At 66.6% G+C, this 15,210-nt stretch carries 8 protein-coding genes and 5 pseudogenes; 4 read left to right on the top strand and 9 right to left on the bottom strand.

Annotated features, from left to right (window positions below; all coding sequences use genetic code 11):
* The coding region (locus QOL88_RS38385) for a DEAD/DEAH box helicase (protein ID WP_283445921.1) at window positions 1–2,259 on the top strand (2,259 nt) is incomplete at its 5' end.
* A 935-nt stretch (window positions 2,260–3,194) separates the two neighbouring features.
* On the opposite strand, the pseudogene QOL88_RS38380 reads toward QOL88_RS38385, so the two are convergent.
* Window positions 3,195–3,317 (bottom strand): annotated as a pseudogene (locus QOL88_RS38380) (histidine kinase dimerization/phospho-acceptor domain-containing protein); the annotation flags it as partial.
* A 945-nt stretch (window positions 3,318–4,262) separates the two neighbouring features.
* Here QOL88_RS38380 and QOL88_RS38375 point away from each other — a divergent pair.
* Window positions 4,263–4,962 (top strand): annotated as a pseudogene (locus QOL88_RS38375) (IS5 family transposase); the annotation flags it as partial.
* A 382-nt stretch (window positions 4,963–5,344) separates the two neighbouring features.
* Here QOL88_RS38375 and QOL88_RS38370 read toward each other — a convergent pair.
* The 4 genes and pseudogenes from QOL88_RS38370 to QOL88_RS38355 all read right to left on the bottom strand — a co-directional run bounded on the left by QOL88_RS38370 (window position 5,345) and on the right by QOL88_RS38355 (window position 8,428).
* Window positions 5,345–6,161: pseudogene (locus QOL88_RS38370) on the bottom strand (IS5 family transposase).
* A gap of 51 nt (window positions 6,162–6,212) precedes the next feature.
* Window positions 6,213–6,608: a hypothetical protein gene (locus QOL88_RS38365; protein ID WP_097222770.1), complete on the bottom strand. Its 396-nt coding sequence runs from the start codon at window positions 6,606–6,608 to the stop codon at window positions 6,213–6,215.
* A gap of 180 nt (window positions 6,609–6,788) precedes the next feature.
* Window positions 6,789–7,790 carry a CU044_5270 family protein gene (locus QOL88_RS38360; RefSeq protein WP_097222769.1) on the bottom strand — a complete coding sequence of 334 codons (1,002 nt, stop codon included), beginning with the start codon at window positions 7,788–7,790 and terminating at the stop codon, window positions 6,789–6,791.
* Window positions 7,787–8,428: an RNA polymerase sigma factor gene (locus QOL88_RS38355; protein ID WP_097222768.1), complete on the bottom strand. Its 642-nt coding sequence runs from the start codon at window positions 8,426–8,428 to the stop codon at window positions 7,787–7,789. Before QOL88_RS38355 ends, QOL88_RS38360 begins: the two co-directional genes overlap by 4 nt.
* Before the next feature lie 186 nt (window positions 8,429–8,614).
* Between QOL88_RS38355 and QOL88_RS38350 the strand changes: the two are divergent.
* A pseudogene (locus QOL88_RS38350) lies at window positions 8,615–9,059 on the top strand (HNH endonuclease); the annotation flags it as partial.
* 118 nt (window positions 9,060–9,177) lie between these two features.
* Window positions 9,178–10,431, top strand: coding sequence for an IS256 family transposase (locus tag QOL88_RS38345; protein WP_097222767.1), 1,254 nt, complete (start codon window positions 9,178–9,180; stop codon window positions 10,429–10,431).
* Window position 10,432: 1 nt separating this feature from the next.
* Here QOL88_RS38345 and QOL88_RS38340 read toward each other — a convergent pair whose 3' ends face one another.
* From QOL88_RS38340 to QOL88_RS38325, 4 genes and pseudogenes are all read right to left on the bottom strand, one after another.
* Window positions 10,433–10,957, bottom strand: a complete 525-nt coding sequence (locus QOL88_RS38340) for a GNAT family N-acetyltransferase (RefSeq protein ID WP_097222766.1) — start codon at window positions 10,955–10,957, stop codon at window positions 10,433–10,435.
* Between the two features lie 965 nt (window positions 10,958–11,922).
* The gene (locus QOL88_RS38335; RefSeq protein ID WP_097222765.1) at window positions 11,923–12,558 is read right to left on the bottom strand and encodes a DUF6461 domain-containing protein; all 636 of its coding nucleotides are present in this window, start codon (window positions 12,556–12,558) and stop codon (window positions 11,923–11,925) included.
* Window positions 12,559–12,649: 91 nt separating this feature from the next.
* Window positions 12,650–13,960 carry a hypothetical protein gene (locus QOL88_RS38330; protein ID WP_143668919.1) on the bottom strand — a complete coding sequence of 437 codons (1,311 nt, stop codon included), beginning with the start codon at window positions 13,958–13,960 and terminating at the stop codon, window positions 12,650–12,652.
* Window positions 13,961–14,802: 842 nt separating this feature from the next.
* Window positions 14,803–15,166: pseudogene (locus tag QOL88_RS38325) on the bottom strand (cytidine deaminase family protein); the annotation flags it as partial.
* Window positions 15,167–15,210: the final 44 nt, after the last annotated feature.

Genomic DNA, 15,210 nt, shown 5'->3' with positions numbered 1-15,210 from the left:
TCCTTGCGCGGTGAAGAGGCGGCCTTCCCGAACACCACGGACGTGAACGAGCTCGTTGACTGGGTGCGCCCCTTCGACAAGGTCACCGTCTTCGCCACGTACGCCTCCCTGGGGCTGGGCACGCTTGAGCGCGCGCACCAGGCCGGCCTTCCGGGCTGGGACCTGATCGTGGTCGATGAGGCGCACCGGACGTCGGGGCGGCTGGGTAAGCCGTGGGCGGTCGTCCACGACAACACCCGCGTCCCCGCCCTGCGCCGTCTCTACATGACCGCCACGCCGCGGTTGTGGCAGCTGGATGAGGACCAGGAGCAGCAGGGTGTGCCGGGTGAGCTGGTGGCGAGCATGGAGGACGATCCGGACGGTCCGTTCGGTGCGCGTTGCTACACGCTGACGCTGTCGGAGGCGATCGACCGCGGCATCTGCGCGCCGTACCAGGTGGTGTGCGTGGACATCACCGACACCCAGCTCCAGGCCGCGCAGCTCCTGGGCGTTCAGGGCCGTTCGGATGAGGTCCGCGGGGCCCGGCTCGCAGCCCTCCAGACCGCCCTGCTCAAGGCGTCGGCGGACGAGAGCTTCCGGCGCACGCTCGTCTTCCACCACGTCGTCAGAGAGGCCGAGGCGTTCGCGGCCGGCCTCCCAGGCGTCGCCGCGCAGCTGCACGCCACCGACCCCGAGCTCTACCCGAAGACGATCTGGGCAGACTGGCTCTGCGGCGATCACAAGCCCAACCACCGGCGGCGGGTCCTCGAGGAATTCGCGGCCGGGGTCGCCACGGATGGCACGGTGGTGGAGAAGGGCTTTCTGGGCTCGGTGAAGGTCCTCGGGGAGGGTGTCGACACCAAGAACTGCGACTCCGTCTACTTCGCCGACGTCCGCGGCTCCATGCCCGATCTGGTCCAGGCCGTGGGCCGCGCGCTGCGCATGCAGCCCGGCGACGGCAAGGTCGCATCGCTCGTGGTGCCGGTCCTGCTCGGACCCGGCGAGACACCGGACAACATGCTCACCAGCCGGGTGTACGGCGGGCTGGCGAAGCTGCTGGAAGCGCTCAGGGCCCACGACGCCCGAGTCGTCGAGCAGCTCGCCGAACAGCAGGCACGGAGCCGGGTCAGGGGCGTGCAGAGCCGTAGCGGGGAGCAGGAAGGCGAGAGCGACCGAAGCGACCGGATGTCGGTACCGGCACGAGAACTGCTGAAGTTCAGCACACCCCGCGACCCCGCGCAGCTGGCCGCATTCATCAACCTGCGCGTCCTCAATCCCGAGCACGCCCACTGGCGGCGCGGCATCGAAGCCGCCGTCATCTATGCCCGCGAATACGGCAACCTCAGGGTGCCCTTCACCTACCGCGTACCCGGCCGCGACGACCAGGCAGTGGAGGCCGAGGGATGGCCGGCCTCGCTCGCCGGGTTCCCCCTCGGGCAGTGGATCGCCGACAACCGGCGCTTCCACGCCCGCGGCCGCCTGGACGATGACCGTGTCCAGCAGTTGGAGAAGCTGGGCATGGTGTGGTCGCACTTCGACGTCGCGTGGGAGGAAGGACTCGCCGCCGCGCGTGGGTGGGCGGCCGAAGCGGGTCACCTCCTGGCCCCGCTGGACGCCACCTACCAGGGCTACCGAGTGGGGATCTGGCTGAAGAACGCGCGGGCCGCCGCCCGCAAGGCGGCCGGGATCGAGCAGCGGCGCGCCGAAGGACTCCCGGTCGAGTCGGCGGCCGGGGCGCTGTCCGAGGAGCGGCGCGAGCAGCTGGAGGAGATCGACCCGTCGTGGTGCCCGGCCTGGCCGGTGGAATGGCAACGAGCCTTTCACCTCGTCCGGCAGCACCTCGAGGCCGGGGGCACGCTGCCGGCCGAGCCGGGTGTGGTCGTGCACCAGGGTGAGGACCTCGGGCGGTGGGTGCGGTCGGTGCGGCTCGGCTGGGACAAGCTCACGACCGTGCAGCAATGGATGTGCGAACACATCCTCGGGATCGAGCCCGCAGCCGAGGACGAGAAACCCCAGCCGCGTCGCACGCAGGCCAACAAGTGGGCCCTCAACTACGAGGCCGCCAAGCAGTACTACCAACGCGAGGGACACCTTCGGGTGCCGAGGAAGCACGTCGAACAGATCGTCGTCGGCGGCGACGGAGAAGGCGACGGCGGCGAGGACCATGAGGAGCGGGAGCTGAAGCTGGGCGCCTGGATCGGCAACCAGCGTTCCCGGGCCGCGACGTTGGCTCCGGAGCGGGTGGAGCAGCTGTCCGCGATCGGGATGCGCTGGGCGTAGTCCGACATGTCCGGGGAGGAGCTGGTGACCCGCGCGGAAGCGGGGACGGTTCTGCGGGCCGCTCGACGCGGCTCCAACGAGCCGATGGTGCTGGCCAACACCAAGACGATGACCACCTTGAACAACAGCCTCCGCGTGTTTCCCCCCGCAGGGCGACGTCTACCAGACGCAGGAGCCGGTCGCCTTCGCCCCCGTCGGCGACCCGGGCAGGGTCGTCGCACAACTCATGGGCCTCGCGATGACCAGGTCCCACAACCTTGTCCGCCCTGCCTGCCCGGTGTCGGCCAGGCATCGGGCGGGCGAGGCAACGCGCGGCCACGACCGCCGCATCCCTGATCGTCCACAAGGACGAGCTGATGTTCACCACGGAGCCCGGAGGGTGGCGATGCGGGCCCGGCCACTGGGCAGTTGGGACCCCGGGTGCGCCCGAAAGCGAGGTGACGCCTTGGCTCTTCCCTGCCGAATCAGCCGCACCATGGCCCCTTCAGGCGGTAGGCGGTGCGGTCGCCGACTGCCTCCCCAACTCATCGACAAACGCTGCCAGTGAACATGCACAAAGCCAGCGCCTTGATCGAAGGGCTCATCCGAGCCTTCGCCCTTGCCAACAGCCGCTCGGATCTCATGCGTCGTGACCCAGAGGGTCAGGAGCCCGGTTCCGTCTGATCAGAGTCTTGCAGCGCCTCGCCGTGGGCCATGCCGTCAGTCCTGCTGGGGTAGGTGGGAGGGGTCACTCGATTGCGCCGAGTTCGGTGCCGCATCCGCCCCCTGACGCGCAGTATGGGGTACGACGACGTGGTCACTCGCGGGGCGTTCAAGCATGGGAGTGGCGCTCGCGTCGTACGCCAGGGTGGAGATCACGTCGGCGTAGCCCCGGTCGATCGCCTGCCGTTTCGCGGAGGCGGCCGGCCAGCTGGAGAGCGAACTGGACTCGATCCCCGCCGGGCGCTGGGCGTCGACCCCATCCGGTCGGCCTCCAGGTAGAGAGCGGTCAACGGCGTGCGCAGCCGGTGCGAGAGGGCGGCGACCAGCTCGCGTTCCATGGCGAGCAGGTCGAGGACGCTTCGCGGGGACCGGTCCCGCCCCATGGTTGCTAGGTTCGGCTCCATGCTGTGGCAGTGGTTGACGACGCCTGTTGCAGGAGGCCTGAGCACTGTGCGGTTCCTGCTCGGCGGATGGCCGGGTTCCCGGCTCTCGTAGGAGCAGCCGATGATTGAGGTGTGGCATGAACTGCTCGACACGTTCGTGTGGCCAGCCTGGTGGTGGTCCTGATCCCAGCGCCCGTCGGATTGATGACGGCCTTCGTTGCTGGTTTTGGCACGTGCAGCCAGGAAATGGACAGCATGGATATGAGCCCCCAAAGCGCTCCGCCCACCTGGCGTCTGAGCTGGTTAGTCCCTTGAAGCGAGCAGGCGACAGAGAAGGGACTGAGTCATGACAGGGGGTGCCGTCACGTGGATCGTTTTAGGTCTCATTGTCGGGATGTTGCTTCTATGGGAACTTTGGGCGTGGTTGTGTCGGGTATGTGACCCGGATGAGTCCACGGAGAGACCTCGAAGGGAAACCGTGACAGCGCCGCATCCTGCATATACGCTCTCCTGCGCTTACTGCGGCTACGCGTGGCCACTCACGGATCCAGCATCCGAAACGCTGAAATGCCCTAACCCTGCGTGCGGTCGAACGCATCAGGGAATCCGGCACCCCGACCCGTGGGGCCGGCCATACCGGTAGGACACACCATCCAGGCCCCGGCGCGTACACCGATCGAGAACAGGCACCGAGAGGGCGTTTACACCACTTTTAGTGCGTTTTTAGCTGGTGTGCGGTCTGGCAATTATGAGGCCAGCGAGCCTGTAGGTGCTGGCGGGTCCTGAGGCGTGATGGCCCCGTGGCCTTGCCCTCACTCCTCCTGTTCCGTCCCGGGATGCGCCGTCATACGCCGTTCGCCTCGCGCGCCTGGTGCCCACTCCTGGGCCAGGCCGACAGCTGGCCGGTACTCCAGAATCATGGCTGAGCGTCGTCGCTATCCGAGTGATCTGTCCGATGCCGCCGGGAGTTGGTCGAGTCAGTCCTGACCGCATGGCGGGCCGAACGCCGCGGCCGCGGGCTGGACATCGGCCGACCGCCCAACCATGACCTGTGCAGCCTCCTGGACGCAGTCGTCTACGTGAACCGCACCGGGATCCCCTGGCGCTACCTCCCCCACGACTACCCGCACTGGAATACGGTCTACGCCCACTTCGCCCGCTGGCAGGAAAAAGTCGTATTCGACCAGCTCAACAGCCTGCTGAGACGTCAAGTGCGCCATAGGAAGGCCGAGAGGAGGAACCGGGTGCGTGCGGCATCGACTCCCAGAGCATCAAGACCTCCACCAATGTCCCCGCCGCCGGCCAGGGCATCGACGTCGGCAAGATGATCGTGGGCCGCAAGCGGAGCATCGTGATCGACACGGTCGGCCTGCTCCTCGAGGTCCTGGTCACCGCAGCCGGCGTGCAGGACTCGATCGCCGGCCAGGCCCTCATCGAGAAGGTCGCCGCCAAGCACCCTGCCGTCCGCAAGACCTGGGTCGACGGCGGCTACCGCCAACACCTCGTTGAGCGCGCCGCGCCCCTCGGCATCGACATGCACGTCGTCCGACGCGACCCCGCCACCAGGGAATTTGCCGCCCTGCCTCTCCGTTGGACCATCGAGCGCACGCCCGGTTGGGCGCGGCACCTAGAACCCGACGAATTAGGACACCAAGGGACTAAACATTGAAAGGAAACGCCCTCTTATCCCCTGCTGGCGAGTAGCCCGTGGTGCGGCGGTTGAGGGTGTTGGCGGGGCCGTGGAGAGGGTCTGCGAGGGCTGTGGTGAATGGCCGCGGCCGGACGTCCGGCCGCGCGCGGTGTTCTGTTTGGCAGCGTGTCGTTCCAGGCAATGGCGGCTGCGGCGTCGTCTGGCGGCGGTCCGCGGTATCGAACTCGGAGATTCCTCTAGCTGCTTCCAATGATAGGCATTAATGACTAACGTCACGTCATGTCGATTTGGGTCAACTAGGCCCTGCCTTGCAGGAGTTCACATGTTACGCAAGATCGCCTTACTGGTCCTAACAAAGCCTTTGGACGTGTCGGTGGGTGATCAGGCAGACGGCAAGCCCGAGGAAGGCCTCGTGGATGTCGTCGCGTCGTTCCCAGCGGATGCGCAGGCGGCGGAAGCCGTGCAGCCAGGAGATCGTCCGCTCGACGACCCACCGGAAGGTCCCCAGGCCGGTGCCGTGAGGCTGGCCCCGTTCGGCGATCACCGGCCGGATGCCCCGCTCGCGAAGGAGCCGGCGGTACTTGTCGTGGTCGTAGCCGCGGTCGGCGAAGAGCATGTCCGGGCGGCGTCGGGGCCGGCCGACGACTCCCGCGACCGCTGGGATCTTGTCGAGCAGAGGCAGGAGCTGGGTGACGTCGTTGCGGTTGCCGCCGGTCAGCGACACCGCGAGCGGGATGCCCTGGCCGTCGGTGAGGATGTGGTGCTTGCTGCCCGGCCGTGCACGGTCGACCGGGCTGGGTCCGCTTTTGGGCCCCGCCGAGCCGCTCTGACATGCGAGGAGTCGATCACCGCCCGCGACCAGTCCAGCTGGTTCTTCGACCGCAGCTTGTTCAGCAGCAGCTGGTGCAGCTGGTCCCAGACACCGCCTCGTTCCAGGCCGCCAGGCGCCGCCAGCAGGTCATGCCCGAGCCGAAGCCCAGCTCCTGGGGCAAGTACTCCCACTGAATGCCGGTGTGCAGGACGAACAGGATGCCGCACAGTGCCTGCCGGTCAGGCACCCGCGGCCGTCCCTCGACCTGCTTCGGCGGTGGCTCGGGCAGCAACGGCTCGATCAACGACCACAGTTCGTCCGACACGATCCACGGCCGCGACTGACGCTTCCCCATGCCCGCATCAACGAGCGATCAGGCCGACAGTCACATGATCACGCCCTTTTGTTAGAGCCAGTTAGAAGCCATGGGACCGAACTCGCCACTGTCCCTCGGTGATGCCACGCCGCTGCTGGTACCTCTCGCGGCTGCTGGGGCGATTTCAGCCAGTGCCTGGTCCGCTTCCCCGGCAGTGTCGTAGCAGTAGACCTCACCGCTCGGCATTTCGGAGCAGGCCTGCGCCCCCTGCCAGCCGTCGGCCAGGTTGATCTTCTCGCCCTTGTAGGTGGCGATCACCGGCTTGGACTCGGCGAGCTGCTGCTGCAGCTCAGCCTCCTCCGCCGGCGTGGCGAGCCCGACCACAGGTATTGCGGTGGGGTCCGGTGCTGCGGTTGCGGTCGTCGCGCTCGTTGCCAAGGCGCAGAGGGCGGCAACGACCGGGACGAGGACGCGTGCAGTGCGCATGCTGTTACTCCTGTGAGGTTTGTGTGTCGATGCGTCACAGGGATCCCACAGCAGGCTGTGTTGTTTGAGTGCGGTTGTGATCGAGAATGTCGAATTCCCGATCACAACCGTCCTGATGTTCGACCTTGCATGCTCATTGTCATTGATGTACTGCGCTGCGTTGCGGAACCTTTCGGTCCTCTAGTTGGTTCGTCCGGCCTCGTCGACGATGCCGCTGCCGATGACGGCGACGGAGGTGACGACGGTGCCGGCCTTGCCCCAGGCGTTGTCCTTCACGAGGACCGTGCGTTCACCCAGCAGCCTGGCCGTACTCTTGTCGAAGATCCACTCCGTGCGTTCGCCGTCGTGTGTTCGGGCGACGGCGACCCCCTTTCGGCCTGCCGCGTCGACGGCGTCGGGGACGACGTCGACTCCGGGAATGAGGGCAGCGGCACGGTAGAGGGCCGCAGTGGTCTCGGGGGGACTCACCCCGTCGCGCAGCAAGTCGCCGATCGTGACGAAGGCTTCCTGGTCCGGTCCAGTCGTGGAGTCGGAACCGGCTCCGTGATTCTTCTCAGCGTCGGCGCGGATCTGCTTCAGCAGGAGGTCAGGGTCGGTTGGAAGGGCAGCCAGGAAATTGTAGGTCGGTGCGTTCAGATTGCCTCGGCCCGGAGTGCCCGGCAGCAGTTTGTCGTTGCCTTCTTTGCGCTGCAGAGTCTGTTCACTGCCGTCCACCGAGGTCCACTGCTCCATGGCCTCGTTTTCGCGCAGGAGTTGCATCTCGCCGGACTTGGTCTCGGACAGCACCGATGTGTGGCCGACTGTCTTCACGTATGAGTACTGCCCGGCACGCACTTTCGTCTGCGGCGTCGTAGCGGCGGCCAGAGCCGCTCTCTCCAGCAGTTCGACCGACGCTGCAGAAGCCGGTGGCACGTTGGGCGGAGCTCCAGGGGAGCCGAAGTTGAGAGTGAGAACGACGACGGCCGCTCCAGCAGCCACTGCCGCGCCCAGTGCCAGCCCCCAGCGTCCTCTCGACCGCAGTGCCCCGCGGGGGGAGCGGGACCGCGCCTGCCGGTCGATCTCGCTCAAGAAGTGCTCACGGTGGGCTTCAACTCGTCGGGGTGCCGGCTCCGGGTAGGGAGCCGGAGGCAGCGTCCGGCTCGCCTGCTCACGCTCGGACTGTTCCCGCTGTTCCAGGCTCATCGTGCACTCCTCCTGTGGGAAGGGCGGGCTGCGGCCTCCCCGCCCTGCGATATGTGTCCGCTGCCGGTGCGCAGTTCCACACGATGCGGATCTGATACAAGCTCCTCCTCGACGAGCCGGCGCAGCTTCTCCCTCGCCCGTGAGAGCCGGGAACGTACGGTGCCTACAGGGATCCCCAACGCCTCTGCGGCCGCCGCATATCCCAGATCGGACCAGACGACCAGAGTGAAGACCTCGCGCTCGGTCCGCTTCAGACGTTGCAACGCTCGGGCTGCGGCGGCCAGCCGCTGGGCATTGGCCATCTGGCCGACCACCTCGTCCGAAAAGTCAGGCAACGCTTCCGGCGGTGGTAGACGGGACATCGCCTCCCGATGCCGACGTGCCGCTCTGGCAATGTTGCGCATCACGTTGGTCGCGATGCCCAATAGCCATGCCCGGATGCTTCTGACTTCCTCGCGCAGCTTGTCGCGCAGCCGCCAGGCCTCCAGAAAGGTGAGGGACATGACGTCCTCGGCTAGGGTCCAGTCACCCGTCGTCCTGATCGCATGGGCATAGACGACACGCGCATGCTCGTCGAAAATCTCGGCGAACGCCGTCCGGTCGCCAGACCGGACCCGTTCATGCAATAGGAAGTCCACAACAACAAGTGTCCGCACAGCTGCATCGGTTCCGCTTCTGGTTCCACTTCTCTCCGCCGCAGGCGGAACCCGCTCCGGCCACCAACATGTTCAAACAGTGCGCCACCGCACCAGCCTGGTACGCCGCCGCGCCCTGGAATCGCGTCCATCTCTACCCACACCACCGCGAACGCGCCTATGGGGTGTATGCGTACCGCTCTGCTGCGCGGCCTGCCCGCCGCGCTCCTCACCGTCCTGTACCTCACCGGCACGCCCGCCCATGCTGCTGAGACCGTTCCTCTGACCGAAGCCGTCGCGAGTCTGCCTCTGGCCGCCGAGTCCCGCGACGGTTACACCCGCGAGGCGTTCAAGCACTGGAACTCCGGCGACGATCCGGCCGACGGCTGCTCCACCCGCAGCGAAGTCCTCATTCACGAAGCCGTGGAGCCTCCGACCGTGGGCCCCAGGTGCCGGCTCACCGGCGGCAGCTGGTGGTCGTACTACGACCATTGACCACATGGTGCCCCTGGCCGAAGCCTGGGACAGCGGCGCCTCCGCCTGGACCGCGCAGCGCCGCGAGGCCTACGCCAACGACCAAAGGGCCGAGGCCAGCCTGGTTGCGGTCACCGCCCGCTCCAACCGCAGCAGAGCAATGCTCAAGTCCTGTGGATCAACCTCGGGTTGGCGCGCGAAGGGCGTACCTTCCCGAATGATCCTGTGATGGTCATCGAGTAGGCCGACGTTGGCGCGTCGGTCGGGAAGGCACGCCCGTGCTCACGGTAGTCAACGAAGACGGAACGACACCACACGGCTCCCTGATTGACGAGATCGTCCGCGAGGGCGCCCGGCGGATGCTGGCCGCCGCACTGGAAGCAGAAGTCAACACCTACATAGCCGAGCTGGCCGATCAGCGGGACGGGTCCGGGCGGCGTCTGGTCGTGCGCAACGGCTACCACCAGCCCAGAAGGGTCACCACCGCGGCCGGGGCGATCGAGGTCAAAGCCCCGCGGGTCAATGACAGGCGCGTCGACGAGACGACCGGCGAGCGCAAGCGGTTCTCCTCGTCGATCCTGCCGCCCTGGGCACGCAAGTCCCCGAAGATCAGCGAGGTGCCGCCCCTGCTTTACCTGCACGGCCTGTCATCGGGGGACTTCGTGCCCGCCCTGGAGCAGTTCCTCGGCTCCTCCGCCGGCCTCTCGCCCGCCACGGTCACCCGGCTGACGACGCAGTGGCAAGCTGATCACAAGGCATTCAGCGAGCGCGACCTGTCGGCCACGGACTACGTCTACGTGTGGGCCGACGGCATCCACCTGCGGATCCGCCTGGCCGAGGCGAAGTCCTGCGTGCTCGTTGTCATGGGCGTGCGCGCGGACGGCACCAAGGAGCTGATCGCGATGGCCGACGGCTACCGAGAGTCCGCCGAGTCCTGGGCCGACCTGCTCCGAGACGCCGCCCGGCGCGGCATGCGCGCGCCCGTTCTCGCCGTCGGCGACAGCTCGCTCGGCTTCTGGAAAGCCCTGGCAGAGGTGTTCCCCGAGGCCCGCCATCAGCGGTGCTGGGTTCACAAAACGGCCAATGTGCTCAACGCTCTGCCGAAGTCGGCCCAGCCCGGGGCGCGCAAGGCCCTGCAGGACATCTACAACGCCGAAGACCGCGAGCACGCCGTCGACGCCGTAGCCGCGTTCGACAAGACCTACGGCTCGAAGTGGCCCAGGGCCGTCAAAAAGATCACCGATGACGTCGACGAACTGCTGGCGTTCTACGACTTCCCGGCCGAGCACTGGGTTCACTTGCGCACGACGAATCCCATCGAATCAACCTTCGCGACAGTGCGGCTGAGGACCAAGGTCACCAAGGGCGCCGGCAGCGCGGCCGCCGCGCTCGCCATGGTCTTCAAGCTCGTCGAGTCCGCCCAGGCGCGCTGGAGGGCGGTCAACGCACCCCACCTCGTGGCCCTCGTCCGCGCCGGAGCCCGCTTCGAACGCGGCCAGCTCGTTGAGCGTCCCGAGGCCCTCGTCGCTTGACCTACCTCAACTCATCCCGTACGGACTTTTCGAGGAGCGTGAACGACTTGGGCGTGCCGCCCGGCTGCGGCTTACCCTCCTTGCGTCCCACAGCCCGATAGCCGGCGTTGAGGTAGTACGCACTCAGGCGGGCATTGGTGGCCAGGCAGTCCAGACGAACCAACGGTCGGCCCGCCTCGGCCACGCGTCGCTCCGCGACTCGCAGAAGCTGCCGCCCTGCCCCGGGCGGGACACTTCCGCGGTCCACCATCAGCCGGTGCACATAGCCAGCCGTCGGCGGCTGCGGCCCCCAGGCGTCCTCGTCCTCCCACCAGAGCTCCCAGGCCCCGACCACACGATCGGCGGCCTCCGCGAGCCACAGCTCCCCGCTCTCCATGATCCGGAGGAAGTGGTCCCCGCCCAGCTCACCAGGCTGCCACTGACCAGTGACACCTTGGGCAAGCATCCAGCGGGCCGCGTCGTCGCGCAGACGCACGACGGCGGCAAGATCGGCGTCGTTAGCGAGACGGAAGCGTAGATCGTTCACGCCGCGATCCTCGCACAGGCGTCCGCCCCTGCATCGACCGGCCGCAAGGGGGCTTCCCTGGAAGAAGGACAGGCACGTGTCGCCGCCTGAGCGAGCTCAACTGATCCACAGATATTGACAATTACTCTCGCCCGGCGCCTCGCGGGGGCGACGTCCTCAGCGGCCTTGGTGGCCCCGTCCTGTCGTGTCGGCTGGCCTCCCGCCGCGTTCAGCGCCCTTACTGAGAGACGCCCTGCACCACCTAGACGACCACGTCCAGGATTCCCTGGCCGAACGCTGTCGCTGCCCGCATCCGCAGCGAGAAGGCCGTTCGCTGGGGCGGGCACCGGGCCCCCAGGATGGCTGCCTGAGCGACTACACCCGCTCCTTGTAGACCCTGATCTGGGCGGGCTTGAGAGCGCGGATCGTTGTCCAGACCGCCCGCTCGCTCAGCCCTTGGGCCCACTCGTCGAGATCGGCGCCTGCATCGTGGAAGAACCACGAGTCGAAGCTTCCCAGCGCCTGCAGGGCTGGTGCGAGTCCGTATCGGAGCTCGCAGTGGACCTGGACGTAGTGGTCGTGTTCGCCGTGACTGTCGACGATCTCGAACTGTCGGGTGAGGTCCAGCGTGAACGTCGGAGGACCGTCGAACGAGTAACTCCCGTACTGGAATAGAAAGCCATCAGCATCGGGTGTGTCAGGGACGTCGAACAGCTGTCGGCCGAACCGGAGGTAGGCAAGCTAGGCGTCTTCCGTGTCAATGTCAGCAAGCGCCGGCCGCTCGGCCTCCAGTTCGCCCTCAAGCAATCCCACGGCCTCGTCCATCGACGGTCTCCGCCTCATGCCCACCTTCCTCGTCCGCCGCTGCGGGCGCTCAGCGTCTCACCCGGCGGGACCCTCCCGGTCACAGCAATAGAGAACAAGCTCAAGCCTGTTTCTGAACCTTTGAGGGTCGAGGGGCGTTCCGGCAGCCTGGCCACGCTCACTCAGTACCCGTCGGCGATCTTGATAGTGAAGAGGCGGCTCTCATCGGCTTCCTGCGGCACCGTGCACTGCAACCGTTGCTGGATCGCTCGCACCGCGTTGGCGTACGCGTCGGCTCGGTCCCCGTTGCTGATTGCTGCCCCATGCCCGGTGAGCTGATCGAGCACCTCAGGCCGCGTGCCGTAGTCGCTGCCTGGGAAGAGCGGATCGAAGGATGAGAGGATCTCTCCGTCCTCGGCGTAGGAGATCCAGCAAGAGCCCGACTCGCTGTCCCGCAGCGAGAGAGCCACCGTCTTCTGGGAGACTGATTTCAGGATGTCGTCTGCCGCCAGATAGGAGCCCTCGGGCTCGATCACGAAAGACCAGCCATCGTGTTCGCCGGCCCTAAGGACGGGGCCGTCACTGGCGAGGACTCCGCTGTCGTGCAGCTGGTCCAACGTCACGTCGGGCACGTCGTCCTCGTCGATGCCCTCGCCGAGGGCCTCAATGTGAGCGGTCTCTGTGCGGGTCAAGGCGACGGGGTGGAGACCTTCGCCTCCTACACGCGCCAAAAGTTCAGCGGGTGCGACGCCCTGTGCGAAGACGGCGCAATAGCCGAACTGGTAGAGCTGGCGGTTCGGGAAGATGTCACTGGTCACTGTGCTGCCCCGTCGGGTTCCTTGTTACGGTTTCAACCGTCGCTGGCCGGCCGCCTCGTCAGCGTCCGGCCAGCGACGTGGGGTATGGCAATTAGAGCTTGTTTCCTGCGTCGACCCAGTATCCGTTGCCACCAAGGAGTCGCTGTGCCTTCGTGAACCGGCCTAGGTCACCGCCGACGCCCTCGTTCTGGTTCTTGGGCATGCTGGCACGGGCGCACTTGGCGTTCGCCGGCGGCATCTTTCCCTCCTTGAGGCCGGGCCAGGTGAGCGAGAGGTACTGCTTGCCCTCGAGGGTGGAGGCTACGACGGTGTACTGCTGGCAGACCTTGCCCGATGTGACGCCCTGCTGAGCACCGCTCTGCTTCGACTTGGCGAAGGGGAACTCATCGCACTGAGTCGGCTTCGGCGTAGAAGGAGAAGGCTTGAACGTGCTGTCACAGACGATGTCCCGATTCTTCTGGGCCACCTTGTCATCCGATTCGCGGGTCAGCGGCTGGCCCTTGCCTTCCCAGCCGGGGTGGCTCGACATGCTCGCTTGCACCATGCCGATGAACTGCCGGGCCTCGCTGTACTTGGACTTGACCTCGAAGGTGGGGATGTACTGCGGAACTACACACCCGGCGAACTTGTCCACCTCGTTGTCACAACGGACCTCCCACGCGCGGCTCTCGTTCGCCCCCCACTCGTGGTCGGCTTTCTCGGTGCCGTACCTCGTCGTGAGCTTGTACCCCAGCATCATTGTGTCGTTGCCGGTGGTGTTCTTCCACGAACGCTGCCACGTCCCCTCCTTCTCGGAGAGCAGGGTTACAGGAGCCGGTCCTGTCCACGGCCCGATGCCCTCTTCACACGCCGACGATGCGACGCATTGGCCTTCGATCTCGACCGTGAAGCCGGCAACGAGGGCCCCGCTGACAGCCTGCACCCGCAGGAAGAAGTCCTCGTTGAAGTGCGTGTCGGTCGTCTTGGTGTTGACTTCCTGCTTGATGGTGAAGTAGGCGTCTCCGAGAGGCTGGCCGGTTTGTTTGACGGTCAGTACGGCGTGGAGCAGCTGGTTTTCGCAGATGGATGTGCGGGTCACGTACGCCTTGTTCATTTCCTTGCCGTCGCACCACGTCACGTCGTCTGCGGCTGCAGCGCGGGCGACGTTCCTCGGCGCTTTGGCCGCCGGTACTCGCTCAACGCACAGCATCGTCTCCTTCCCCGCCTGGGCCGCCTGCTCCTTGACCTGCTGACATGATGCCACCGCAGGCGCATCCTTACGCGGCTCGACGACCTGCGGCTTGGCCGTTTCCCGCTGTTCTACCGTCGCCGTGGTGGCCGAAGAGACTGGCGGCTTGGTGGGTTCTCCGCTATCCGCTGCGGCTACGCCGATGCCGCTGGTGATCAGAGCCAGCGCAGCCATCGGTATCAAGACTCGTCTAAGTCGCACGTTTTCTCCCCTATGTGACGCTTCGTCACGCGCTGGTCAAACGCGCACGTCAAGCAGCTGACCGCGCACGCTCCGCGATCAGCACAGGGGATCCGATCATGTGTTTCATAAGAGAGTCAACGCAGCTTCACACAATCAGCCACCCCGCCCGGTGCGTATGTTTCGCCCTGGCTGCGCGGCACAATCCGGGGTCGTGGGCCCTTGCTCACGTCTCATCAGCCCGGAAAATTCCCGGCGCGGGGTGCCGCAGGGCGGGATCCTGCGGAGCGTCCTCACCTCACACCAGGCATGCGGACGCCCGACATCGACACTGCGCTCGTGGGACACGCATGCCGGCAGGGCGGCGTGTTGTGCCTGGGTGTCGCTTGTTGTCCGCGAACAACAAGCGACACTGTCCCGTTTCCCTAGCGGTGGACAGGCCCGATGCCCTGACCTGGGGTGGTTCAAGTTGACTGAGACGGGACAGACCGGCTCGTCTCGCTCAACCTGAGCAGTGTGCGCTATCCGGACTACGCGTCTCGGGGATGCTGGTGAGTGCGCCAGAGGCGTCGTTGTGGAACGTCGACCTACCCGACCCCGGCCCGCGTGATCCGCACCATCTGCGAGGCCATCGACGCCGCTCTCACCCCTCAGGAACAGTCCCGCTATCTACCCGACCAGTCCGCTAGGACCGGCTTCCCGCCTGCTGGGCGATAGGACCTCACTGTGTCGCTCCCCCAGCGCATGCCGCGGATGCTGACCGGACGGCAGCGATAGGTTGCTCGGTCTATCTAGTGCCGTATCAGCCAACGTTTGCCCTGTAACCGCCTGGGGCGTCAGTTCGTGCTGAGTGGTGCGCTCTCCTCAGCGTCGAGCTGGTGGTCCGCCCAGACGTAGCTTTCGGGAAGCAGGTCGGTGACGGGCACCGTTCGGAGGCCGTCGTTTGTCCCAACGATGACCTTGAGGGCTGGGAAGTAGTCAAGAAGGACCTGGCGGCAGCGGCCACATGGGGGCACGACGCCTCGGTCGCGGTCGCCCACGGCGACGATGATGTCCAGGTCAAAGGCGCCTTGGGCGGCAGCAGTGCCGATGAGTACCAGCTCCGCGCAGGTAGGCGTTCACCGCGGTGACGATCCGGCCGTCCCGTGCGCGGGCCGCAGCCGCCATGGTGTGGTTGTCGCCCCGGCAGCGTGTGGCCGCGTCCCATGGGACCTCCCTCGAGAAGAATTCTGAGTAGACTCACA

This window comes from Streptomyces sp. Ag82_O1-12 (assembly GCF_900182715.1).
Taxonomy (GTDB): domain Bacteria; phylum Actinomycetota; class Actinomycetes; order Streptomycetales; family Streptomycetaceae; genus Streptomyces; species Streptomyces massasporeus.
Note: the sequence above shows the minus strand (reverse complement) of the source record. Positions and strands in the feature narration are given on the sequence as shown.

What these genes read in the sequence shown, in the direction of transcription:
- QOL88_RS38360 (WP_097222769.1), bottom strand. Translation starts at nt 7,790, where the DNA reads ATGAGCCTGGAACAGCGGGAACAGTCCGAGCGTGAGCAGGCGAGCCGG.
- QOL88_RS38330 (WP_143668919.1), bottom strand. Translation starts at nt 13,960, where the DNA reads ATGGCTGCGCTGGCTCTGATCACCAGCGGCATCGGCGTAGCCGCAGCG.
- QOL88_RS38365 (WP_097222770.1), bottom strand. Translation starts at nt 6,608, where the DNA reads ATGCGCACTGCACGCGTCCTCGTCCCGGTCGTTGCCGCCCTCTGCGCC.